Origin of the sequence: Frankia sp. QA3 (genome assembly GCF_000262465.1) — a bacterium.
GTDB lineage: Bacteria > Actinomycetota > Actinomycetes > Frankiales > Frankiaceae > Frankia.
The window spans coordinates 4,698,020-4,721,744 of sequence record NZ_CM001489.1 but is presented as its reverse complement, the minus strand read 5'-3'; the positions used below and the strand labels follow the sequence as shown (position 1 = coordinate 4,721,744).

Here is a 23,725-nt window from a genome sequence, read left to right as displayed (position 1 = left end):
CGGCCGGCCGAGCGCGGCGACGAACCCGCCGACCGGCCGCGCACCGTCGCGGGCGGCCAGGTCCAGGGCGGCGCGGCCCACGAATGGCCGGCCGTAGGACCAGTGCAGCGCGGTGACCTCGACCGCCTCGTACCCGCCGCCTGCTCCGTCCGGCCCGGCCGTGGCGATCTTCGTGCAGGCGGAGCCGACGTCGACGCCGCCGAACAGCCCCCCGCTCATCGCCTCACCGCCCCCCGCCGGACGCCGGATAGCCGGGCCGGCTCCACTGCGCCTGCCCCTCGAACTCGTCCCGGATCAGGTCCCCGGGGGTGTCGTCGCGCCGACCGCCGTCGCGTTCCCGGTCCGGCGCAGGCGGCTCGCCCGTGGGCGCGGACCGCCCGCGGCGCAGTCCGCCGGCGGCGCGGCTGAGCCAGGACGGCTGCCGGCCAGGCGCCGGTGCCGGTGCCGCGGCCAGCTCCGCCAGCAGTTCCTGACCGTGATGGGGGCTGCGTAGGTGCACGAAGTGGACGAAAGCCTGCTGGGCCTCCGGCCGTCCGGTGAGGGCCGCGAACCAGTCGGGGAGGCCGGTGAGCTCGGAGGGGTAGACCACGGCGCGGAACGGGGCGAGGGAGGAGTTGCGACCGGCGGGGTCGAGCGCCTCCATCCACCACCGCAGCTGGGGGAGCGGCTCACCGCACAGGGCCAGCTCCGCGAGGAGGTCCAGCGCCACCGCCGGCACGCGGCGCAGCGCCTGGACGACGGGCGGCGCCGGCTCGTTGTCGGTGCCCCGGCGCAGCAGCATCATGGTGCCGACGGACAGCGCCGACCACGACCCGTCGCAGCGGTCGAGCAACTTGACGAGCATCTCGTCGAGGCGCCCGCCGATCCGCAGGCCGTCGGCGTACCGGCCGGCCAGCTCGAGATCGGCCAGCCCGCCACCGGCCAGCAGCGTGGCCAGCGCGTTCACCTCGACCGTGCTGGTGGCGCCCGGCCCTGACGGGACGCGCCCGCTCAGCGCCTCGCGTGCCTTCAGCAGCTCCGGGGTGGTGGTGACGTCGGTGGCCGCGCGGAGGGCGGGCAGGTCCAGGCGGGCCACCCGGGAGACGGTCTCGGGCCGCTCCAGGTCGATCGGGTCCCCGGCGTGGGCCAGGCTCTCGACGAGCCGCGGCGGGTCGAGCAGCCGGGATCGGGTCAGGACCAGCAGCCGGAAGTACAGGCGCGCCAGGCCCGAGCGCAGCGGGGGAGCCACAGCGGGGTGGGGGGACCAGACGACGGTATGGCGGTCGGTGGACGTCGGCGGCGGGTAGGCGGCGAAGGTCAGCCGGTGACGGGCGAGAGTCGGCGGGGCGGCGGCGAGGCTCGCGACCGACATGGTCGACCGGACGCCGAAGGGCAGCAGCGCGAGGACCGCGTCGACGAAGCGGAGCCGATCGTCGAGCTCGACCTGATCGTGGCGCAGCAGCACGCTCAGCGGGCCGTCGAGCAGCAGGGCGGCCGCGGCGGCCACCTGCGCGAACCCGAAGCGCTCGATGTTCGCGACCGTTTCCGCCACGTCCAGCGCGGGCAGCTCGAGATACTCGTCGGCGCCCTGCGCCGCGGGTGACGCGGCCTGCACGGCGCGGTGGAGCTCGCGCAGTCCGCAGCCCGCCGTCGCCAGATCGTCGTACGCGACGGAACAGGACCACGCCTCGTCGCCGGGACGGCTCGGGCCGGCGACGGCGACGCGGTCCGGGCTGTCGGCGAAGAACGCCGTGTCGGCGGCCGGCGGCCGGTACCAGGCCAGCCGTCTCGATGTCGCGTCGCCGTCCTGCGACGCGGTCCAGCGCGCCGCCGCCGCGACCGGCCGGAAGTCCGCCCAGCCCGCTGCGGGCGGATCCGCGGAGCCGTCCGGCCCACCGGTCGGGGACGGCCGATCGCCGGCGAAGGCACCGCCGCGCGGGAGAAGCTCGTGCGCCCGGCCGTCACGCCGGGACGGCCGATGTTCCAGTGCCTCCCGCAGGCCGCGGCGCTCCGGCTCGCTCAGACGCAGGTTCCCGCCGGCCAGGAACGTCCGCCAGCTCTCGTGGCGGGATCGACCGAGCGGTGCGACGCCCCGGGCCCACTCGAGGACGGCACGCGGCACACCCGTGCCGGGCGCCACCCGCGCCGCGAGGCAGACCAGGCTCTGCACGTGCCGGTCGGCCCGGACCGGGCCCGCGTCCCCACCGGTGGGCACGGGCCAGACCTCGGCGAGCTCCGCGACCTGCTCGGTCCGCAGGTGATCGGCGCCGGGCCCCAGGACGATCCGGTACGGGGCGAGCGCCGCCGCGGCCGGCCCGCCGCCGTCCTCGGCCCAGTCCAGCCAGGCGGTGAGATCGCGGCGGTCGTCCCAGCCCAGGGACCGCGGGTTCCGGATCAGCACGTGGGCGAGCTCGACGGCGAGCCGCCCGTCCTCGGCCAGCACCCGGCGTACCTCGTCCCAGCCTTCCCCGGCGCCGGGGCCGGCGTGGTCACGCACCAGCTGCAGGGCGCGGTGCAGCACCAGGCGGCGATCCTCCCCGTCGGCGTCCTCGCCACCGGCACCGGCATCGGTCCACTCGGCGATGGACCGGCCCGCCGGATCGGCCGCCGGGCCGCGCGTGCCGTCCAGCAGGATGCGGGCGACGACCGCGGGCAGCAGCGTCGGCCGCTGCTCGGCGGCGTACCGGAGCAGCTCGGTGAGCATGGTGGACCTGCCCGCCCCCGTCCTGGCGAGTAGCGCCGTGCACCGCTCGACGCAGGCGTCCAGGGCGGCCCGGGACCACAGACGCTCGATCGCGGGAAGCTGGGCCTCGCCGCCGGCGCGGATGAGGAGGCTCACCAGGTGGCCGTCGGCGTCCGCCTCCGGTGGCAGGGCGAGGCATTCGGTCGCCAACGCGCCCAGCGTGATCCTGCCCGTGTCGTAGCTGCGGGCCAGCTCCGCCGCCCTGATCAGGCCGAGGGTCGCCAGGATGGTGCCGGGTTGGTGGAAGCTGAGCTTGCGGTCCGGGTCGAGCCAGGCCGGGCGGGCGGCGAGCGTGGTGAGCCGGCGGGTCAGCTCGGCGTCGTCGTCGCCCCAGGCGAGCAGCGCGAGGTAGCGCCTGGCGTTGCTCGTCGGGCTGACCGCGGTGGACGGGTCGGTCCCGAGATCGAGGACGTCGCTGCCCTCCCGGCTGCCGTAGACGAGCCGGAGCTGGTGCTCGGTGCGCCAGTCCGCCCAGGTGCCCGCCGGCAGGATGCCCTGGATGCCGGCGGGCAGCAGCGCGCACACCGCGTCGAAGAACCTGATCCGGTCCTCGATCGAGGGGGGACGCTGGTGCGCGGGATGGGTGAGCGTCACCGCGCCGTCGAGCAGGCGGGCCGCGACCCCCGCCGCCTGCGGGTGGTGGCGCACCAGCGCCAGGCGCTCGGCCGGGCCGAACGCGCCGTACTCGGCCGGGACCGCCGGGTCCGGCTCGGGGCGGGGCAGGTGCAGCTCGGCGCCGTCGGTGTCCGGGCGGACGTCGCGCACCGCGTCGTACAGCGCCCCGTACGTGCCGAAGTAGCGGTGGAAGTCCTCGAACGGCAGGCAGAAGAACCAGGTCGTGACGAACGTCCGGCCGAAGGCGTCGACGTCGTCCTGCGGCGCCCGCGGCCAGCGGCAGATCGCGACGCCGATGTACCGCACGCCGCTGATGCCGGTGCCGCTGAACGTGACCCACGGCAGCGCCGCGGGGGTGTCGGCGTGCGGGCCGGTCGGCGAGCCGGGGGAGTACTGGCGGACGAGCCGGTCGAAGGTGCCGCGGCGGATCCGCAACGCGCTCGCCCGCAGCACCCCGTAGTCGTCGCGCTGCCCGCGTTCCTTGCCGAACACCGCCCAGTCCACCGGGACGGCCACCGCGCCGGTCGTCTGCGCGGGCCTGCTCACGTCGGCAGGCCCGCTCGCTGCGCCTTGCGGATGCACTCCGCCAGCCAGACCAGCGGCTCCAGCACGTTCATCGGCCGCACCGAGCCCCGGATCCGCACCCCGGCGCCGTCCACCAGGACGTTCTCGTAGCCGGCCGGGTCGAACTTGCCGTCCGGGCCGATCCAGAAGCCGACGGCGGAGGTGGCGAAGTAGCGGACCCGCTCCGGCAGGAACCGGTTGTCGATGGCGTCCCGCACGTGCCGTGCGCCGCCCTTCGGCCGTTCCCGGCACAGCCGGTCGACCAGGCCCTCGGCGATCTCGGAGCCGAGCTTGATCGGGCCGTTGGACTCGCGGAGCTGCTCGATCTCCTGGCGGGTCATCGCCAGCTCCAGCACCGCCGGGGTGTCCATCTTGGTGACGCAGACGGCGAAGTGGTGCGGCAGCCGGGCGCCGATCATCCGACCGTCCCGGAACGTCCTGGCCTGCACCTCCGTCAGGGTGGCGTTGAAGTGCCGGAACGCGTCGCCGTCGCGGTCCTCCCGCTCCGGGTCGAACAGGTAGATGATCCCGTTGCAGCGGGCGAGGTGGTCGACCAGGCGGGCGATGTCACCGGCCATCCCGCCGGTGGGCTCCGGTTCGGGCGCGTCGAAGTCGAGGTCGTCGAACTCCAGCGGGTCCTCGTCCGGGTCGCGCCACTTGTTGTCGTCGACGAGGTACCCGGGCGCCTCCAGCAGCTCCAGGTTGATCTCGATGCTCTGGTTGCCGGCCGCCGCCTGCGGTGTTGCCGGCCGCCCGGCGCCCCGCCCGCCCCAGCTGTTCTTCGAAGAGTTCGCCGGCCGGGACGCCAGCCGCTCCCCGAGCAGGGACCACTTCAGCTCCGTGATCGACTGGGTCGGCGCCGGAAAACGCTGCCGCACGGTCAGGTCGTGGGTCAGCTCGGTCAGCACCGACAGGGCGTCGGTGTGCCGGCTGGTGAGCGTCCATGTGACGCTTCGCCCCCTGGCCTGGTCGGCGGCGAGCGCGAGCGCCCCCAGGTACGTCGTCTTGCCGCTGCCGGACGAGCCCCACAGGCCCAGCCGGAAGTCGTAGCTCGGCGGGCCGCCCGGCTTCGGGCCGGGGCCGGGCCGCGGTCGGGACGGCGGGGTCACCATGGCGCACGCTCCGTCCCGGCGGCCGGGCCGGCGGCGAGCGGGACGGGCAGCGGCCGGGAGAACACCGCTGGCAGCACGCCGCACGCCTCGGCGAGCCGGGCGGCGTCCGTCGCCTCCGCGGCCAGCAGTGCGTCGGCGCCGAGGTGCCGCCAGGCGTCGTCGGCGCGGGCCGGGGCGTCGCGCGCGGCCCGGTCGAGGTCCACCTCCGGAGTGCCCCGGACAGCCACCCGACGCAGGCCGTGGGTGTCGACCAGCGTGTCCATCGTTGTCCTCCAGTCGTAGTTCCGGGTGCAGCGCGGCGAGCCGGCGGTGTGCCGGTCGGCGGGATGCGGCGGCAGGGCGCCGAGGGTCACGAACACGCGCGCGGCCCCGGCGCGCCAGGGCAGCTGGGCCAGCTCGTGCACGGCGTCCTCGATCGGGGCGGCGTAGGCGTGCAGGCGAGGGCTCGGCCGCAGGGACACCAGTTCGTCGACGAGCCGCGACCGGGACGCGGCCGCCGCGCTGGCGAACGCCACCGGCCGGATCACCGGGCGCCTCCAGATCTTCGTGTCGTCGAAGACATGGTCGTCGTAGCCGATCGCGCCGATCCGCACGGCGCCCGGGTCCGGGTGGGCGCGCCCGACCAGCTCGACGACGTCGACGGCGAGCCGGAGGCGGGCCGTGGCCGCCACCGGATCGTCGCCGCCGAGCTCGATGCCGAACACGACGTCCACGGGGTCGGCGCCCTGCTTGGCGGGCACGCGCGCCAGCAGCGCCGGCCAGTCGGGCGCCGCGCCGTCCGCCGTCCGGCCCGCCGCGGTGAACCGGAACCGGCCCGCCGCGACGAGCTCGACCTCGACCGACGTCGCGGTGCCGGCGGGCAGCGGCAGCGACGCCGCCGCGACCGGCAGCCATGCGCCCGGCGGCCCCGCCGTGGGGCCCGCGACGACGGCGAGGGTCACCACGTCCTGCCCGTGTCCCGGCCCGTGCTCCTGCCCATGCTGCTGTTGCCCATGCTGCTGTTGCCCATGCTGCTGTCCCGGCCCCGATCCCCGCCGTGAGCCGCCGTCCGCCGGGCCGGGCAGGGCGAGCTCGACCGTGCGCCGCGGCGGTGGGGCGCCGGGGGTGACCCGGGTGCCGGCGGCGAACAACGGGCGGGTGGCCAGCGTCACCAGCCGGGTCCCCGAATCCACCTCGGCGACGACGAGGGCGAGGTCGTGGCGGGCCGGGGCCGCGCGCAGCGCCTCGCCGAGCGGCCCCGGCCCGGTGCCGACGGCGCGGCGCGACACGTCCCGACCGGGCACCGCCGCGGCGAGGGCGGCCTCCGCGGCGTCCACCGCCGACCAGCCGTCGACGCGGCGCAGCAGCACCAGCGGCATGGCCCGGTCCAGGGCGGCCAGCGTGTCAAGCGCCGGGCGCAGCGCCGCCGCCCACCCGGCGGCCCGTGACCGGCACCCGCCCCGCCCCACGCCGCCGCTGTTCACGCCGCCGCCGTTCACGCGGTCGCTGCCGAGGCCACCGGCCATCCGTAGCCAGCGCGTCTCGGGCCAGTCCGCGTCCGCGGACACCCCGGGCAGGAGCGCCGACCAGTCCCAGCGCTCGGTCACCCCGGCGAGCCGAGGCGTGCCGGCCGCGTCGGCGTCGAGGACCCGCAGCAGCACCGCGTCCGGGGTGAACTCGACGACCGCGAACTCGACGAGGGTGCCGTCCGCGAGCCGGGCGACCAGCGGGTCCAGGACATCGGCGGCTGCGCCCGCGCCGGGAGTGGCCCGAGCGGCGACGGCGGCCCGGGCGGCGTCGAGCTCGCCGGGCCGGGGGGCACCGCCACGCACGAGCGCGGTGAGCCGGCCGGGGTCGAGCGGGGCGCCGGGGTTCGGTAGTGCCAGCACCCGGGCGACGCCGAGCAGGTCGAAGCGGCGGCGCGCGGTGTCGAGCCGCTCGGTGAAGGCCGCGGTGAGCGCCGCGGTCACCTCACCGAGCACCGGGGGACCGGCCAGCACCCACCCGCACGTCGCGCAGGCCGCCGCGGCACCTGCCGGCGGGCACGGGCGCAGGCACACCGGGCAGCCGGCGTCGACCGGCGGGTCAGTCATCGGCTCGGCCTCCCGCCCGGCGCAGTTCCTTGGGCGCGGTGCCGCCCCCGCTGCCCGCGGCGCCGGGAGCGCCGGGCACGGCGGGCACGTCCTCGGCGAGGAAGGTCGTGAGGATGGCGCGGTCGGTGTCGTCGGGCAGGGCGAGGGTGCGGTCGGCGAGCGCGGCCTCCAGGACGCCGAGCAGGTTGCGCACCGTCCGCCCGTTGCCGAAGTCGAGCGGGTGATCGGCCTTCTGGCGGGCGAACCAGGCCCCGGCCGCCGCCCGCGCTCCCGGCGACACCGTGTAACCCTGGCCGGCGGCCATCCGGTCGAGGATCTCGGCGAGCTCCGGCAGGGCGTAGTCCGGGAAGCGCACCCGTTCGGTGAACCGGGAGGCGAGCCCCTCGTTGCGGGCCAGGAAGTTCGCCATCGGCGCCGGGTAGCCGGCGGCGACGACGACCAGCCGGCCGCGCAGCCGCTCCATCGCCGGGGTCAGGGTGTCGATCGCCTCCTGGCCGAAGTCGTTCTCGCCGCCGCGGGCCAGGCTGTACGCCTCGTCGATGAACAGCACGCCGTCGACGGCCTCGGCGATACGCTCCTCGGTGCGCAGGGCGGTCTGCCCGAGGTAGCCGGCGACCAGGCGTTCCCGGGTCGCCTCCACGACGTGGCCGCGGGTGAGCAGGCCCATGCTGCGCAGCATCCGGCCGACCAGCCCGGCGACCGTCGTCTTGCCGGTGCCGGGCGGCCCGAGGAACAGCATGTGCGGGGCGACGATCCCGGTGGCGCCGAGCCGCTGGCGGTGGCGCAGCCGGTTCACCAGCGCCCGCAGGACGTCCTTCACCTCGGCCATCCCGACCAGGCCGTCGAGTTCGGCGAGCACCTCCTCGATCGGCGGCACCTCGCGCGCCACGTGCACCTGGTAGCGGGCTGGCAGGTCCGCCGGCGTCAGCGGGGTGGCCAGCGCCGCGGCGAGCTGCGCCGGCGTCGGGCGCACGACATGGTCCGGCAGCACCCGTTGCGACCAGGAGTCGCGCAGCTCCGACGCCAGGTCGCGCATGGCCCGGGCGTTGCCGAACGAGTCGTCGCGGGTCCGGAACAGCCCCTCGGTCACCTGTCCGACGACGTCGGCGAGCTCCGGCGTCCACGCCGACCCGCCGCGTTCGAGCTCCCCGAGGGCGATCTCGGCCAGCTCCGCGGGGCTGTAGTCGGGGAAGTCGATGACGCCGGACGCCGGGAACCGGCTGCGCAGCCCCGGGTTGGCGTCGAGGAACTCGGTGATCTTCCCCGGGTAGCCGGCGACGATCACGACGAGCCGCTGCCGGTCGTTCTCCATCCGGGTCAGCAGGGTGTCGATCGCCTCCTGCCCGAAGCCGCCGACCTGCTCGGTCAGCCGGTACGCCTCGTCGATGAACAGCACCCCGTCCAGGGCCTCGTCGACGATGCGGTTGGTGTTCTGGGCGGTCTGGCCGACGTAGCCGGCGACGAGATCGGACACCTCCGCGGAGACGAGCTGCCCGCGGCGCAGCAGCCCCAGGTCGCGGTAGATCTCCCCGACGAGGCGCGCCACCGTCGTCTTGCCCGTCCCCGGTCGACCGGTGAACACCAGGTGCAACGCCCGCGGCTCGGCCCGGTCGGTGCCGCTGTCCCGCCGGGCCGCGTCCAGCGCCGCGCGCCGTGCCAGCGCCCGCAGGTAGGACTTCACGGGGTCGAGCCCGACCAGCTCGTCCAGGCGTTCCCAGACGTCGCGGCCATCGGGCAGCACCCCGGAAAGCAGGCCGGCCCGGCGCAGCCGCTCACCGGTGAGCGGGAGGTCGGAGCGGGCCAGCGCGGTCAGCCCGTCGAGCCAGCGGGCCGCGCCGATCTCGGACTCGGCCGCCATCGCCGCCAGCGTGTTCGGCAGACCCGCCCAGTCGTCGATGCGCAACCCGTGGCGCACCCGGACGAGGTGGACGAGGCGCTCCAGCTCGGCCACCGGCGGCTCCCCGACCCGCCCGAACACCGGCGCCGAACGGCGTGACGCGGCCACGTCCAGGTACTCGGCGAGCGTCCGGTAGGCGCGCTCCTCCCGCAGGATCTCGACGATGCCCTCGCGGCGCCGCTGCGGGAACAGCAGCAGGCAGCGGTTCTCGGTCCGCCCCGCGGTCCAGCGCCCGAACGCCTCCGACAGCGCGCGCCGGTCCTCGACATGGGGGAGGAACTGCTCCATCCGCGTCACCACGATCGCGGTCCGGATCTCGTCCTGGGTCATGAACTGGTCGAGCATCCGGACGAGGAACGGATCCCGCATCCCCGACCGCCGGCGCCTCGGCACCCCGCCGCCGGCTGCCACGCCCCCGCCAGCCGGGTCCGCCCCGGCCGTCGCCCCCACCGGCCGTGCCCCCGCCGGCCGCGTCAGCGCCCGACCCGGCGGCCCCTGCGGCGCCAGCCGCCGGGTCGGCGTCGCCGGGCAGCCGCAGCCGCATCCGGTCGCCCTGCGGCCCGGAGAAGAACCGCATGTCGGGCCGCCGCGCCCCACGCCCACCGGCCGCGGCGCCCGCCGCCCGCGTCGTTCCCGTTCCCGATGCCGTTCCCGATGCCGGCGCGGCGGCCGGGCGGCGCCGGCCGATGACGGCTGATGCCGCGTCCCGGTAGTACAGCGCGTCGCGGGCCGAGCAGAAGGCGATGCGCTCGAACCCGCGGGCGTGCAGCACCTCCCACAGGGCCTCCTCGATGCCCCGCTCGCCGTAGTCGCGGCAGACGAAGACGTCGCCGACGCCCAGACCGTGCAGGACGGCGACCGGGCCGCCGTCGAGCAGCACGGCCTCGTCGAGCCGCTCCGCCAGACCGGACGGTGTACCCGCCGACCCGCCGGCGCCCGCCTCGCCCGCCCTCGTACCCGTACCCGGCGCCCCTGCGCCCGGCCCGCCCGACGTTCCCGCCTTCGACGTCATCGCCGTCCCCCGTCGCGCGGCCCGCGGCTACCGCGTCCCGCCGGTGGCGGCCGTGCGCGCCGGGGCCGGCGTCGCCGGGGTGGGCAGAACGGTGCCCGCGCGGACCGCGCCGAAGTCGCGGAACTGCGGCGCCGGACCCTCCTCCGTCTCCTGCGGCACCCCGCTGTCGAGGCCGGACTCGCGCAGGCTCGCCGCGAGGTCACGGGCCCGGGCGCGGCGCAGCTCGTCGGCGCCGGCGTCCTCGTCGTACGACAGCACCCGCAGCTCCGACGATGACGGGTCGCTCGCCGACGGCGTCACGTCGACGACGACCTCCCCACCGTCGGGATGCGCCACCTTGGCGAAGAAGGAGCCGCGCTCGTCCTCGCCCGCCCAGGTGTGCTCGGCGAGCTCGAACCCGTTCTCGACGAGCGTCTGCACGACGACGTCCGCGATGTTCACCCGAAGCTGCGAGCCGAGTTGCGCGAGGCCGGCCCGCTCGACGATCTCGCCGAGCCGATCGGAGAGCTCCGGGGCGCGTCGCTCCACCAGCGCGCGCAGCTCCGCCGTCGACAACGGCGTCCCCGCGTCGTCGACCCGGCGCAGCTCCCCCTCCAGGTCCGCCCGCAGCGCGGTCAGCTCACCCTGGGACCAGAAGTCGACGTCGAGCTGCACGTCCGCCAGCTCCTCGCCGTGCTCGTCGATGCCCGCGCACACCGCGCGGCTCTCGATCTGCGCGAGCACGACCAGCAGTGCCTCCCGGGCGGCGCCGTGCACCAGCCGCCAGACCCGGTCGGCCTCCTCCAGCTCGATGCGCAGGTCGGACAGGCCGTGATACGCCCGCTGGGCACCGGCGAGCGCGGCCTCGCCGAGCCCCGACGCCGCGGTCTCGCGGGCGGTGGCGAGCTCGCGCTCCAGCGGGGCGAGCCGGCCCGGGGCGAGGAACTCGTGCGGCAGCGCCTCGATGAGCTCGCGGATCGTGTCGGCGTCGGCGAGCCACTGGCGGGCGACGTCGAGGGCGCGCTGCCGGTCGGCAAGCACCTCGTTCAACCCGCTGCGCAGCTGGGCGATCTCGCGTTCCCGGGTACGGCGCTCGGTGGCGATCGCGGAGCGCAGCGCCTGCTCCTGGGCGGCGAGCGCGGCCTGGGTGTCGGCGCGGATGCTCGCGGCGTTCTCGTCGATCGCGGCCATCATCCGCGCGCTCTGCTCCGCCAGCCGCCGGCCGGTCTCCCGCTCGATGCGCCGGTTGTCCGCCGACAGCCGGCTGATCGCCTGCTCGGCGTCTCGCTGGCGGGCGGTGACCGCGTCGATCGACCGCTGGGCGTCCTGACGGGCCGCCGCCCGCACCCCGTCGAGCAGCGCCGGCAGGTCGGCCTGGACGTCACGCAGCCGCGCCGCCGCCTGCTGGGTGCGCTGCCACTCGCCCTCCTCCACCCGGACGTATGTGATCTTCCGGCCGCTCATCGCCCCACCGTCCCCGTCGTCCCTGGTGCGTCCTGCGGCGTCCCGGTCGCTGTCGCCCCGGCCGCCGTCGCGTTCCCGGTAGTCCTCGCGGTTCCGCCCGTGCCCGCGGTTCCGCCCGTGCCCGCGGCGCCGTGCGTGCCCGCGGCGCCGTGCGTGCCCGCGGCGGTGCGCGCCGTCGCCGCGGCGACGACGGCGTCGACCGTGGCCAGTGCGCCGCGGGGCGGTACTCCGATGAGCTGAGTCGAGCCGTCGCCGACCCGGATCTCCATCCGCCGCGGGCCGGCGTCGAAGTCGAATCCGGCGTCGCGCAGCCCGTCGGTCAGGTGATGCACCCGCTGGTTGGCGCTGCCCCGCAGCCCGACGCCGTCGTCCAGCGCCGCGACGTAACGCCCGTCGATGAGCACATCCACCTGCGCCAGCAGCTCGCAGACGCCGGCCGATGGGGGATCCCGCCGCAGCCGCTCCAGCCGGAATCCGGTGAAGCAGATGACGGTGAACGGCCGCTGCCACCGCGCCGCGGCGGCCGCCCGCATCGTGCGGACCAGCGCCGCGAGCCCCTCGGCCTGCGCCATCGGCTCCCCGCCGGACAGAGTCAGGCCGTCAAGGCGTTGCGCTCCGGCGAGCAGCTCGGCGGCCAGCTTCGCGGGTTCGACCCGCCGGGCCGACCGGTCCGGGATCCAGTCCGGGGCCAGGCAGCCCGGGCAGTCGAACGGGCAGCCCTGCACCCAGACCACCGCCCGCACCCCCGGCCCGAGCGCCCGGGTCGCCGCGCTGGTCGCGGCCACGTTCAGCACCGTGGTGCCGGTCATGCCAGCCGCCGGTCGTCGTCGCTCGGGAGGGCCCGGTCGCTCGGGAGGGCCCGGTCGCTCGGGAGGGCCCGGTCGCTCGGGAGGGCCAGGGTGTCACGGCGGGGTGGCGGCGGGTCGTAGCGGGGGGCCAGCGGCTCGTAGTCCGGCGTGACCGTGGGCTCGTCCCCGTCGTAGGGAAGGTCGTCGTAGGGAACCCGGTCGGCGAGATCGGGCCGGGTGGGCCGGGTGGGTGGCGCCGGCCGCTTCGACGGCACGGGCCGGCCGGGCCGAACGGCCGGCTTCTCCACGGCCGTCTCCCAGCCTCGCGTCCGCTCGGACGGGACCGCCGGATCGCCCGGTACCTGGAGGCTGCCCGTGCCCGGCGGCGGTGCCGTGGCGACGTAGTCGTCGAGGGAGCCGTGGATCCGGCCGAGCTCGCGGTCGCGCCAGGCGTCCAGCGCCGCGTTCGCGACCTCCTCCTGGACCGAGACCGTCCGCCGGGCCAGCCGTTCGATCGCCGGATCCTTCTCCTCCCTGGTCACCTGGGCCTCGAGGTAGGCGTCCTGGCTGTCGAGGAGCACGGTCGCCCGCCGCCGCGCCGACAGTTCCTCCTCGGCGATGAGCTGGTTGCGCTCCTCGATCGCGACGACCTTCTCGTAGGTGGTCAGCTTGCCGAAGGACATCAGGAACTTGACGATGATCGGCAGGCATTCGATCGCCGTGATGAACAGCAGCAGCACCAGGTGCGCGTTGGCGAGGGTGCGGTGGTCGGGATCGCTGGTGATGCGGTCCAGCGCCTCCATCCGGATGAGCAGCCCGGTGTTGTCGCTGTTCTGGCGGTTGAACGCCTCCCGGTCGTTGCGCTGCCCGGTCTCCAGCGCGGCGATGCGGGCGTTGAGCTCGGGAAGCTGGTTCTTCGCGTTCTCCGTCGCGCTGGACTGGCCGGCCTGCTGGCGGGTCCGCGCGGCGTCGACGGCGGCGGTGAGCCGGGGCTGGAGCTGGTTGATCTGCGTCTGGATGCCGTCCCGGATGGAGACCTTGAGGGTGTAGTTCGGTCCCTGGCCCGACTTGTTCTCCTGGCCCGGGCAGTTGCCGAGACTCTCGCAGAGCACGTCGGCGTTCGCCTGGGTCAGCCGGGTCTGCAGCCCGTCCATCTGCTTCTGCAGGGGCGCGACCTCCGGGTCGGTGCTCACGTCCACGCCGGTGGTGCCGACCTTCACCAGGGCGTCGCGCTGGGCGCGCAGCCTCGTCAGCTCCTGGTTTCGCGGGTCGGTGGTGATCCGCTGCTCGAACGCCGCCGCGTCCTCGGCGTGCATCTGGGTGATCTCGGTGTCGATCTCCGGCTGGAAGATGCGCAGGACGAGTGGCGTCGAGATGACCAGCCCGATGAGGATCGCCAGCACCAGCCGCGGCAGCATGAGCAACGCGTTCAGGTACCAGTGGTCCTGACGCTGCACGGACGCGACCAGCCAGCGGTCCAGCGCCATGATTGCCAGGCCCCAGCCGAGCCCGACCAGCAGGCAGACCACGATTGGCAGCTTCAGCGCCATCCGCAGCGCGAACGTGGACGAGAGGGTGGCCATCGCCGCCGTCGTGAGCACCGCGCTGCCCACGCCCACGTACTTGGCCCGGTCGAGCCGCAGCCGGCCGAGGAGCTCCCGGTCGGCGCCGGACAGCCAGAGCAGGAACCGGCTCACGGCCCGTTCACCCCCCGCCACGTCCGCGGCCCGGCGGATCGCCCGCGCCGCGGTGCGCCAACCGTCTCCCGGAACCTCCACGGTCGAGCCGATCGCCCGCTCCGTGATGCGTCGGCCGCCCGCCGTGACCATCCCGATGGCGGTGGGTTCGTCCGCAGACCGACGTGGCCCGCCAGTTCGCCCACCGAACGCCACCATCCGTCCCCGTTGCCGGTTGCCGGGCCGGTACGCGAGGCGCCGCTGGTGCGGAAGGCGTTGCGCGGGGCCATGGGTCCGACGCCGGCCGGTGGTGCGGGTGCCGCCGAGAGGGGGAGGGGCGCGATCCGGCCCAGGGCACGTGTGGCGGGCAGCCTGCGCGCCTCGCGCGTGCGTGGGTCCAGCGGGTCCAGCAGCGGGGACCCGCCGATGCCGGTCCGGGGCGGCGCCGGCACCTCCAGCAGGGCGATGACCGGCGGCGTGATGACCCGGACGAGGTTCGTCCGCGTCCGGGACGTGCCGGTGGGCCCGGACGCCCGCAGGGAGTAGCGACCCGTCGCCGTCAGCGTGACCGGGACGGACCCCGTGGGAGGAAAACGCCCCAGGCCGGCGATGTCGACGACGTCGGCGGCCGGCGCGGACCAGGACAGCAGCCCGTCGGTGCCAATGACGGCGACCGCGGGAGCGACCGTGCAGTACGCGAAGTCGGGTGGATGTGGCGGAAGATCGTCTTCAGGCGGCCTGGCCATCCCCGTTCCGTCCGCAAGGGGCCAACAAGATCACTACCCGCGAGGACGAAACGTGAGTCCCAGTGCGCCGCGACGTCCTGGTTCATGGGGACGTCGAAGCATCGCTCCCCCCGAGAGCTTCTTCATAGTACGCGCACTGGTGCGTGGAGCGACCGTCCTGATGCTTGTTGTCGCAACTGCGTGACGCTGCAGAGCAAGCTTGTCGCTCTTCGACCGGCCCCGCGGGCTGCGTCGTCGCCGACTTCCCGCGCCATCGGGCACCTCTGGCGAGCCGAGGGGACCGCCTCGGAGTGACCCGCGGACCGTCCTCGGGTACATGCAGGAGCACGGTACCTCATCTCAGTCACTCACCCATCGCATCGGACGAACTACAGACGGCCCCGCGTTCACGCGGCCCCTGAGTCGCTCCTCCGGTGCTGTAAGCTGGCACCGCCGGCAACCACGGTGGCCGGCATGCGCTCGTAGCTCAACGGACAGAGCATCTGACTACGGATCAGAAGGTTGGGGGTTCGATTCCCTCCGAGCGCACGCACGGTTGAGACAGGCCAGAGCCCCGCACCCCCATCCAAGGTGCGGGGCTCTGCCGCTTCCAGCCCCGCGTGTGCTGCGGTTTGTACTGCCTTCGGCTGCACCGTCGCGATGTGCATCCTGCAAGATCTTGTCTCCGCGTAGCTTCTTAGCGGTCGGGCGGGGTCGCGGGGCGTCCGGCGCTCCCGACACGGAGACCACGTCTGTGGCCGGGCCGCGTTGGGCCCGGAGGCTTCTCCGTCATCGACGTGGGCGCGTAGACGGTCATGGTCACCTTTGTCACCGCTTGGCCCGCGAGGTCGCGCACGACGTGCGGGGGAGACCCCAAGGTTCAGGGGCATCGATCACGGTGCCGATCGGGGTCGTGAAGACGTGACCAAACTTCTTCCACCGATCCCCGCGGTTAGTCGTTCGTCGTCCTGGCGCTTGCTGTGACCTTCGAGAGCGTCCGCCGCCGGACCGAGCAGCGGGAGCGTACGCCACGACACATCCGGCTTCCGGCGGGCTGGAGATGGAAAGGTTCCGATGGGACCTCGTCAGGACGACCGACGTCAGATGTGGGCTCGTAGATAGGCGAGGACGGCGAGGACCCGACGGTGATCGTCGGCTTCCAGGTGCAGGCCCAGCCGGGTGAAGATGCTGCGTACATGGGAGTCGACCGTCTTCTCCGCGAGGTGAAGCCGCCGGCAGATTCCCTGGTTGGATCGGCCCTCGGCCATCAGGGCAAGGACCTCGCGTTCCCGCCGGCTCAGGCTGTCGAGCTCGCGGCGCCGGGCCCGCATCAGCAGGTCGACGATCGCGGGGTCGACGACATGGCCGCCCCGGGCGACGCGGCGCACTGCGGCCACGAAACCCATGCTGCTGACCCGCTCCTTGAGCAGGTAGCCCACGGACCGCGGGTTGTCGCCGAACACCGTGTCGAGATAGTCCGACTCCAGGTACTGGGACAGCATGAGCACGGCGATGTCGGGATGGGTCCGGCGGATCTCGACCGCCGCCCGCAGCCCTTCCGTCGTGCCGGTCGGCGGCATGCGGACGTCGACGACGGCGATGTCCGGCCGAACCGAACCGACCGCTGCCAGCAGGCTGACCGCATCGCCGACCTGCGCCGCCACGTCGAAGCCGTGGTCGCGCAGCAGGACGGCCACCGACGCGCGGATCAGCTCCGCATCGTCGGCGAGCAGCACTCGGATCGGCCTGTCCGGCAGCGTGGGCGGCATCAGGCCGTCACCGGGGGCCAACGTGACGGACGCCGTCGGGTTGTGGGACGCCGTCGGGTTGTGGGACGCCGTCGGGTTGTGGGACGCGATCGGGTTGTGGGACGCGATCGGGGCCGGGTACGTCGTCATGTCGCGTATCCCCTCTGTCGTGGCTCGGATTCCCGGCGTGCCTGCGGGACGTGGGCGCAGGGGATGACCGCCGCGATGCGGGTGCCGGCGCCAGGTTCGCTGCGGACGGTCAACGTCCCGTCCAGGGCAGCGACGCGATCGCGCAGGCCGAGCAGGCCGGAACCGAAACCGGCGCTGGAACCGGCGCTGGAACCGGCGCCGCCGACCCCGTCGTCGACAATCTCGACCCGTAGAGCACCGTAGCTGTAACCGACGGTAATCCACACGCCGGTCGCCTGGGCGTGCTTCAACGTGTTGGCCAGCGCCTCGGCGACCACGAAGTAGGCCGCCGCCTCCGCCGACGGGTTCAGCCGCCCGAGCACTGGCGGAGGCGCGGGACGCAGGTGGACGTCCAACGGGCATCGCTCCGCCAGGCCGCGCAGCGCGGGCAGCAGGCCCGCGTCGGTGAGGATGGCGGGGTGCAGGCCGCGGGCGAGTTCCCGCAGCTCGCCGATTGCCGCGTCGAGCCCGTCGGCGCAGTCGGCGAGAAGCTGGGCGCCGCGCGGGTCGACGGTGCCACCGAGGCGCTGCCGTGCCCGCATCAACGTCAGCGCGACCACCACCAGCCGCTGTTGCGCGCCGTCGTGCAGGTCGCGTTCCAGTTCGCGGCGGGCGGCGTCGGCGGCCGCGACGATCCGCCCGCGTGACGCCCGCACCTCCACCAGCTGGGCGCGCACCTCGGCGGTCAGCCGCTGGTTCTCCAACGCCAGGCCCGCGACCGACGTCACCACGTCCAGCAGGGCGGGGTTCTCCCGCAGCGCCGGGTCGTGCAGCAGCACGGCGACCCGTCGGCCGCCGCGCTCCACCATCCGGGTGCAGCGCTCGGTGTCCGCCGCGGGCAGCGTCATCGGCTGGCCGTCGCCGTCGACGAACGTCCCCGTCTCGGTCTGGGCGTACCCGACCTGCAACGACAGGTCGCCCAACGCCTGGGCCAGCTCGGTGCGCAGCTGCGCGGCGCTGACCGGCTCCCGCAGCCGGACGAGCAGCCTGTCGACCGCGCCGCGCCCCATCCGCAGCCGCAGCACCCCGACGACGAACCCCAGCGGCAACAGCCACAGGGCCACCAGGGAGACCCACATCGACTGTTCCCGCCACGGCTGGCCAGGGCCGAGCAGCCCACCGGCGGCCGTCGCCGCGCCGCCCAGCGCGGTGGCCAGGTAGACCGGCGCCAGCACTCGCCGCAGTGGCCGGCCGGCCCCCGCCCACCGACGGGCCAGTATCACCAGCACCGCGACGGCCACGGCGGCGGCGAGCAGGCTCGCGGCCCGGTCGAGCTGCCCGCTGAGCTGCTTGCTGTCGACGACGAGCAGAAGGTTGCGCCGTGGGATCGGCAGCCTCTCGTTGTTGGTGAACAGTGCCCGGATCGGCGTGAGCCCGAAGGCCACGGCGTAGGCCGCCGCGGCCAGTTCGCGCCGCGTCCGGGTGGTAAGCCTTCCGGTGGGGAACGCCAGCACCAGGTGGGTCAACACCGCACTCGATGCCCGGGGGAACAGCAGGCCGGCGGTGTGCACCCACGGGGTGGTCGACAACTGCAGGTCCTCTGCGGGCAGCGCGACGCCGACGAGCACCATGAGCAGTCCTACGCGGGTTTCCGGCCGGCGCAGATGTGCGACCACGCCGGCGGCGAGGAAAAGCATTCCGCCGGCGCCGCTCGCCACTGTGTCAGCCGCCGAATGATAGTGCTGGTCGACCTTGAACGTCAGCGCGGCCGCGGTGAGCGGCAGACCGACACAGGCCGCCAACCACAGCGGCGCGACGCCCCACCACTGCGATTGCCCCCGTGACTGCACCTGCATTCCCGCACATTCACACCGGGCCGGACGCGATGTCAACGGGCTTCGCCCGGTCTGGTCGGTCTGATGGGTCTGGCCGGGAAAAGGCCGCGGAACACCGCGTCCGCGCGGACGTTTTTCAGGGCCAGCCCTGATGCCGGGCGCCGTCGCCGCCGGCACGCTGAATCCGGCATCCCACCCGTCCTCCGCATCCCGTGTTCCCGGAAGGTGACAGATGGAGCTTTCCCGCAGGCAGGTCCTGACCGCCGCGTCCGTGGCGACGGCAGGCGCGCTCGTCTCGACAGCCGGACTCACCCCGGCAGCGGCGGCAGCGGCGACGGCGACGCTCATCGGGACGACTGTCGCGGCCCCCGCCATCGTCGGCCCCGGGCCGTCCGGGCAGCCGTTCCAGATCGCCTTCGCGGGCGGCGGTGGCTACGGCGCGGGCACCCCCAACCATCTGATCAATATTGCTCACGGCAACGACCTGGTGCATCCACGGGTGCTGCCCTACCGGACCGGCGACGCCCTCGGCCTCGCCTGGGACGGCACTGGCATGAGCACCAGCCTCACCCTCGCCTGGACGCACTACTACGACCGCACCCGGCGGCTCAACCTCGGCCGGTCGGCCAACGGCGCGACCTTCGACCTGTTCCCCGCGAGCAGTCACACGTGCCTCGGTGGGGTTGCCCTCACCCGGCACGACAACGCCGTCATCGTCGGGTGGGCCGGCGGCGGCGGTCTCGGGGGCGGCGCGCCCGACGGCCGGGTCAACGTCGCCGCCCTGGGGGGACGTCCGGTGACCCTGCCCTGGCGCACCCCGTCGGCGCCCGCCCTGGCGGGCGACCCGGGCGTCTCCTGGCCGGACGGAGGGCCCCGGCTCTACGTCTGCTGGCGGGACGCCGAAGGCTACCTGTACTTCACCTACTGTGGCTATCGCGATTTCGGCGAGTTGCTGGACCGCAGGCGCGTTCAGCGGGTGGAGACCCGTGGGAAAGCCGAACGGAGCTCCCAGAGCCCCGCCCTGGCGTTCAGCGGTGACCGCCTGTATCTGGCCTGGCCAGCCGTCGACCGTGCACATCACATCAATTTCAAGGTTATCGCCGGTGCCGGCGCCGGGCAGAAGATGACCGGATCGGTGACCGCCTCCTCCGCCCTCGCCATGGAGTCCTACTACCGGGGGTCGGCGAGGGGGTGGACAGGACGATACGTCTACCGCGGCACCGACCGGATCGGCGGCGTCTACTTGACTGACGCGATGCCCCTGTGATGCCCTCGTCGAGCCACCGCGAACGGAATCGAAATCTGACGGTGTCCTCGCGTTTCGGTCATGATCGGATGAGGCTGCGGGACTCGTCCTCGTCGAGCCACCGCAGGTCGTAGGTCTCGTCGACAAGTTGGAAGCGACCGAGGTCCCAGTCGTCGAGTTCCTCGGAGAGGTCGTCGGGCCACACGATCGTGTCCGTGAACGGAAATCGGGTGCCCGGCAGCGCCAGGTAGAGCGTCGCTCCATGGCGACCCTCGGACCACCGCCTCCACCACAGGGCACCGCCCGTCTGTATCGAGTAGACGTCCGGCACGACGAGCAGATACCCGATCGGGTTGGGACCATCGAAGATCCATGCGACTCGATGGCTGTACCGCCCCAACCGCGGGTGGGGCTCGGGCGACTCGAGCCGCGGACGCCAAGGCACGGGCTAGCCATCCAATCCCGGTCCCAGTGGGAAACGGACTCTGCGACGTCACGAGCGGACGGGACCGGCCACCGCGCTCCGGTCAGTCGTCTGGTTGCACGCTCCGTGAGTGCAACCGCGGGCCGAGCCGTACTGCACTTGTACTGCAACGGGGGTGGACCCCACGGTTCAGCAGCAGTGTCAGGTAGGTGCCGCAGATCGTGGAGGACGGTTACAGTACTTAAGTACTCTCGCCCTCTGCCGAGAAGACACCAAGTTTTATCGGCGCCGGTCGACTCACCACCATGCCGCTGACATATTTCCAGCCGCTTTCCTGTCGGATGCCGACGTGCAGACATGCCACCATGAGGTAGCTGCCCGCCGAGGGGTGGCCTGACGCGGAGCCATCATGGCCGAAGTGGCCGTGAGCTGGCACGTCGGCTGAATCTCCGGGCCGCATCGTGGTCTCCTCGCCGAGCGCGAAGAAGCCGCCGGCGCCGGCCACCAGGGAATCACCGCCGACGGAGAGAAGCGCCACGGCGGCATCGCGGGCACGAACGACGTTCAGCGTCTCGTGGCTGATGTTCTTCAGCCTCAGGTGCAGATCCACGGGATGGCGCAGAACCAGAAGGCTGGGCGGTTCCAACCAGTCCAGCCCGAGCCTTCCCTCGAATTTTGGCGAGGTCACCGGAACATCACGAGCACGGCTGTCGGTCATCGTCATCCTCGGATCTCGACAGATCGTTCCTGCGGTGTGTTGTACGTCTGCGGCGTGATCGGCCTGGACAGCCTGGTAGCGCCTCGAGCTTGCAGTGCAGCATAGCCCGACTGCCGTCGGTCTGATCGTCCTGCTGTCGTGAGTGGTCGGTGTCGATGTGGCGGACGACGGCGGAGAGTGCACAGAGTTCGGGTCTTTCGCTGTCGATCTGCTGCGCCTCCGGGGCTGGCCTACCGGTCTCCGCGGCCAGGGCTGTCTCCAGCCAGGTACGACCTCCTCGCGGGCAGGCGCCTTCGACGGAATTCGCCCTGGTGAGGGGCCCACGACGGCACATAATCCGAGGCTCGCCGCCGTCCGGCCTGATAGCGGCCAGGTGGTCGGAACCTCGCCGGAGTCAGTGCCGTCTGTCGTTACGATCGGTATTCAGCCCAATATTCTTTGGCCCCCCCTTCGTGTGTTGTGGCCGCATCGAAAGATCATGGAAGGCGCTCTTGTGCGCCGTGTACGAAGGGAGTCCTCGCAGTACACGTGGTCAGGGCGCCTATCGGTTCCAGGATCCTGATGACGCGTCAGGTTGACGGCGAGGCAAGGCGGCCACCGTCACTCACGGCTACTACTTGCCACTAATGTGTGGCAGGGGAAGCATCTGGTCCCGCCAGGGCGTCCATCCAAGGGGGGCAGTGCGTGCACATACGTCGACCGGCACTCATGGTATTTCTTGTGATCATGGCCATGTTCGGACTGGCGACAGGGGCGTCCGCCGAGCCGCAGGATAAACCCGCCGTAAGCACGTCTGGCCAGGCACTCCGAGCGGCACCAGAAATCGCCGACTCGCTGGGCGGGGCGTCAGCGGATCTGGGTAACCAACTCCGCAGCTCGGATTCGTCCTGCTACGGCGGGCTGGAACAGTCTGGCACCGCCGAGCTGACCGTCCACATCGTGGACCGCGCAGATTGCGTCTCAGTGAAATCAAGGGCAGCCAGGCCCTCGATCAGCGCTGGAACGGTGTCGGTCAAGACCGCGCCGGCCGCGTATTCCCTGGTGGCGCTCGAAGCCAAGCGTGATCTCGTCACCAAGAACATAGCGTCGCTGCAGGCGGGTGGCGCCGGCCTCAGTAACTGGGGTGTGGACGTTAAGACGAACCGCCTGCACATCGGCGTGGCGGAGCTGACGCAAGCAGTTCAGCAGAGGATTTCCTCGCTTCTCGGTGGACTGGCTGATGTGGAACTGACCCAGGATGCCGGATGGACCCAGACTGCCGACAGGATCGTGGATGTGGCCCCCTGGTATGGCGGTGACAGAATCGTCGGCCCGGTCGGCCCATGCACCTCGGGTTTCAGTGTCTTTGAGCCGTCGAACGGGGACCGGACGTTCAACACGACCGCGGCCCACTGCGGGTACGGAACTTTCAAGCAGGGTGGAAATGGCTACGGCATAACATATGTCGGTAACTACACCGAAGGGGGACCGACGGATGCCCAGCTTGTGACGACCTACCCGGCGAGCGCGGCCGGGCGGGTATATACCACCTCGAATGGCTCGAGCCCGGTGAAGGGCTGGATCTCGAGTCAGGTGGGTGGCAACAAGGTGTGCAGCGACGGGTCGTACACCGGTGAGCACTGCGGCGGAACCATCAACGCCACCGACCAGTGCCTTTACTTCATGGATAGCAGGAAGACGATCTGCAAGCTGATCGTGGTGTACTCGCCTGGCTTCCAGCCAATCCCCGGCGACAGCGGCGGCCCCGTGTACAACCATGGCGGGACCACTGCGGACACGGGGCCCAACATCTATGCCCGCGGGCTCATCACTGGCTCCTACGGCGGGAACCAGAGTCTGTGGGCCTACACCCCGGTCTCGGCCTGGAGGACTCTGCTGGGGGTCGAGATCCTGGGCGGCTAATGCCGGTCCTGGAGGGTCTACCGCTGCGCCGCTTCTCAAGACCGCGGAAGTAGGCGCAGTCCTCGAAAAGCGGCCTCCGGCCCGAAAGCACCCCCGCACGGCCAGCCACAACAGCACGCGTCGTGGTTTCGTCGGCCGACGGTGGCCCGCCAGGTACTGGAGTTGGCCGGAGTTCCTCGGGCGAACCAGCCGGTGGGGGTTGCCAGATCCCTCGTTCTGAGATCGAGCGCCCCCACATGGCACGCGCCGCGCGACGGCTGCGCGGCAACCTTGGCGGGCCGTGCTCGCCGGCGCGTCGCGCCGTGCTGCTCAGTGAGAGTCCCGCGGCGAATCGGCAGGGTGTTGGCGGGATGATGTGGGCAATGACCCACTGGGCGGGTACGTGCCCGGCGGGCAGCAGACAAGTCGCACTCAACGCCGGCGACGAGTCTCTTCAGCCGCGGGAACGAACGACCCAGCACTGGGGGTAGAACGTGGATCCGACGCCGTCGGCCGATGGCACGGGTAACTCCGGCGACGTCCGCGGTGGAGGCCTGCGCGACCTCGTGCGGCTCACCATTCCTGCCGCCAGTGCTTACCTGGTCGTCCTGCGCACCACGACCGCGTCTTTGGCCGCGCGGGCGGATTTCACGCTTGACGACATCGAGGACCTGCGGATCGCCGTGGACGAGGCCTGCGCCCTGCTGCTGGTCTCCGCGGTCCCGGGATCGGCCCTGGAGTGCGTCTTCACGCTGTCGCCCGGCCGCCTGCGGGTGACCGTCTCGGTCGACAGCCTCGACGGCGAGCCGCCGTCGAAGGACACGTTCGCCTGGACCGTCCTGAGCGCGCTGGCCGGCGAGGTCGCCAGCTCCACCGGGCCGGGCCAGCGAGTCACGATCGAGCTGGCGAAACGGCGCGGCGACCGCGGCCAGTAGCCGATCTCGCCACTACGAGATCGCCGGCGATGGTGAGCCGCAACTTCGGCTTGTCGTCATGTCCACCGAACTCGTGACCGCCGTCTGACCGCCGTCGAGTGCCTTGACGTGCGCCGAACGAACCCTCCGAATGCAGCAGCGGCGGCCAATTATTGTGGCGGCATGGGATTGCTGGGGGATCTG

15 protein-coding genes and 1 tRNA gene are annotated in these 23,725 nt (G+C 73.1%); 4 read left to right on the top strand and 12 right to left on the bottom strand.

Annotation, left to right across the window (positions count from 1 at the left end):
• The 8 genes from FRAQA3DRAFT_RS36160 to FRAQA3DRAFT_RS19375 all read right to left on the bottom strand — a co-directional run.
• Positions 1 to 219, bottom strand: a 219-nt coding sequence (locus FRAQA3DRAFT_RS36160) for a hypothetical protein (protein ID WP_009740751.1), incomplete at its 3' end; no start/stop codon positions are given.
• Between the two features lie 4 nt (positions 220 to 223).
• Positions 224 to 3,883 (bottom strand): hypothetical protein, encoded by a 3,660-nt coding sequence (locus FRAQA3DRAFT_RS19405; RefSeq protein WP_009740750.1) that lies wholly within the window; start codon positions 3,881 to 3,883, stop codon positions 224 to 226.
• Positions 3,880 to 5,013 carry a hypothetical protein gene (locus FRAQA3DRAFT_RS19400; protein WP_009740749.1) on the bottom strand — a complete coding sequence of 378 codons (1,134 nt, stop codon included), beginning with the start codon at positions 5,011 to 5,013 and terminating at the stop codon, positions 3,880 to 3,882. Before FRAQA3DRAFT_RS19400 ends, FRAQA3DRAFT_RS19405 begins: the two co-directional genes overlap by 4 nt.
• On the bottom strand, positions 5,007 to 7,085 hold the full coding sequence (locus FRAQA3DRAFT_RS19395; RefSeq protein WP_009740748.1) for a hypothetical protein: 2,079 nt from the start codon (positions 7,083 to 7,085) through the stop codon (positions 5,007 to 5,009). The genes FRAQA3DRAFT_RS19400 and FRAQA3DRAFT_RS19395 overlap by 7 nt, the downstream gene beginning before the upstream one ends.
• The gene (locus FRAQA3DRAFT_RS31660; protein ID WP_009740747.1) at positions 7,078 to 9,351 is read right to left on the bottom strand and encodes an AAA family ATPase; all 2,274 of its coding nucleotides are present in this window, start codon (positions 9,349 to 9,351) and stop codon (positions 7,078 to 7,080) included. The genes FRAQA3DRAFT_RS19395 and FRAQA3DRAFT_RS31660 overlap by 8 nt, the downstream gene beginning before the upstream one ends.
• 670 nt (positions 9,352 to 10,021) lie before the next feature.
• Complete coding sequence (locus FRAQA3DRAFT_RS19385) at positions 10,022 to 11,437, bottom strand: hypothetical protein (protein WP_009740746.1); 1,416 nt, start codon at positions 11,435 to 11,437, stop codon at positions 10,022 to 10,024.
• Positions 11,434 to 12,246, bottom strand: a complete 813-nt coding sequence (locus tag FRAQA3DRAFT_RS19380; protein WP_009740745.1) for a 4Fe-4S single cluster domain-containing protein — start codon at positions 12,244 to 12,246, stop codon at positions 11,434 to 11,436. The genes FRAQA3DRAFT_RS19385 and FRAQA3DRAFT_RS19380 overlap by 4 nt, the downstream gene beginning before the upstream one ends.
• Complete coding sequence (locus tag FRAQA3DRAFT_RS19375; protein ID WP_198286932.1) at positions 12,243 to 14,003, bottom strand: DUF4407 domain-containing protein; 1,761 nt, start codon at positions 14,001 to 14,003, stop codon at positions 12,243 to 12,245. The genes FRAQA3DRAFT_RS19380 and FRAQA3DRAFT_RS19375 overlap by 4 nt, the downstream gene beginning before the upstream one ends.
• Before the next feature lie 1,099 nt (positions 14,004 to 15,102).
• On the opposite strand from FRAQA3DRAFT_RS19375, the gene FRAQA3DRAFT_RS19365 reads away from it, so the two are divergent.
• Positions 15,103 to 15,175: transfer RNA gene (locus FRAQA3DRAFT_RS19365), tRNA-Arg, on the top strand.
• Between the two features lie 551 nt (positions 15,176 to 15,726).
• Here FRAQA3DRAFT_RS19365 and FRAQA3DRAFT_RS19360 read toward each other — a convergent pair.
• Both FRAQA3DRAFT_RS19360 and FRAQA3DRAFT_RS19355 read right to left on the bottom strand, forming a co-directional pair.
• Positions 15,727 to 16,524 carry a response regulator transcription factor gene (locus FRAQA3DRAFT_RS19360; RefSeq protein ID WP_009740742.1) on the bottom strand — a complete coding sequence of 266 codons (798 nt, stop codon included), beginning with the start codon at positions 16,522 to 16,524 and terminating at the stop codon, positions 15,727 to 15,729.
• Complete coding sequence (locus FRAQA3DRAFT_RS19355) at positions 16,521 to 18,359, bottom strand: sensor histidine kinase (RefSeq protein WP_051054397.1); 1,839 nt, start codon at positions 18,357 to 18,359, stop codon at positions 16,521 to 16,523. Before FRAQA3DRAFT_RS19355 ends, FRAQA3DRAFT_RS19360 begins: the two co-directional genes overlap by 4 nt.
• Before the next feature lie 211 nt (positions 18,360 to 18,570).
• On the opposite strand from FRAQA3DRAFT_RS19355, the gene FRAQA3DRAFT_RS19350 reads away from it, so the two are divergent.
• Positions 18,571 to 19,605: a hypothetical protein gene (locus FRAQA3DRAFT_RS19350; protein WP_009740740.1), complete on the top strand. Its 1,035-nt coding sequence runs from the start codon at positions 18,571 to 18,573 to the stop codon at positions 19,603 to 19,605.
• 58 nt (positions 19,606 to 19,663) lie between these two features.
• Here FRAQA3DRAFT_RS19350 and FRAQA3DRAFT_RS19345 read toward each other — a convergent pair whose 3' ends face one another.
• The gene (locus FRAQA3DRAFT_RS19345) at positions 19,664 to 20,029 is read right to left on the bottom strand and encodes a hypothetical protein (RefSeq protein WP_009740739.1); all 366 of its coding nucleotides are present in this window, start codon (positions 20,027 to 20,029) and stop codon (positions 19,664 to 19,666) included.
• 220 nt (positions 20,030 to 20,249) lie between these two features.
• A complete protein-coding gene (locus FRAQA3DRAFT_RS19340) occupies positions 20,250 to 20,726 on the bottom strand; it encodes a hypothetical protein (protein WP_009740738.1) in 477 nt (158 codons plus the stop codon).
• A gap of 708 nt (positions 20,727 to 21,434) precedes the next feature.
• On the opposite strand from FRAQA3DRAFT_RS19340, the gene FRAQA3DRAFT_RS19335 reads away from it, so the two are divergent.
• Positions 21,435 to 22,628, top strand: coding sequence for a hypothetical protein (locus FRAQA3DRAFT_RS19335; RefSeq protein WP_157467484.1), 1,194 nt, complete (start codon positions 21,435 to 21,437; stop codon positions 22,626 to 22,628).
• 473 nt (positions 22,629 to 23,101) lie between these two features.
• Positions 23,102 to 23,542, top strand: coding sequence for an anti-sigma factor (locus FRAQA3DRAFT_RS19330; RefSeq protein WP_009740736.1), 441 nt, complete (start codon positions 23,102 to 23,104; stop codon positions 23,540 to 23,542).
• The last annotated feature ends 183 nt before the right edge of the window (positions 23,543 to 23,725 follow it).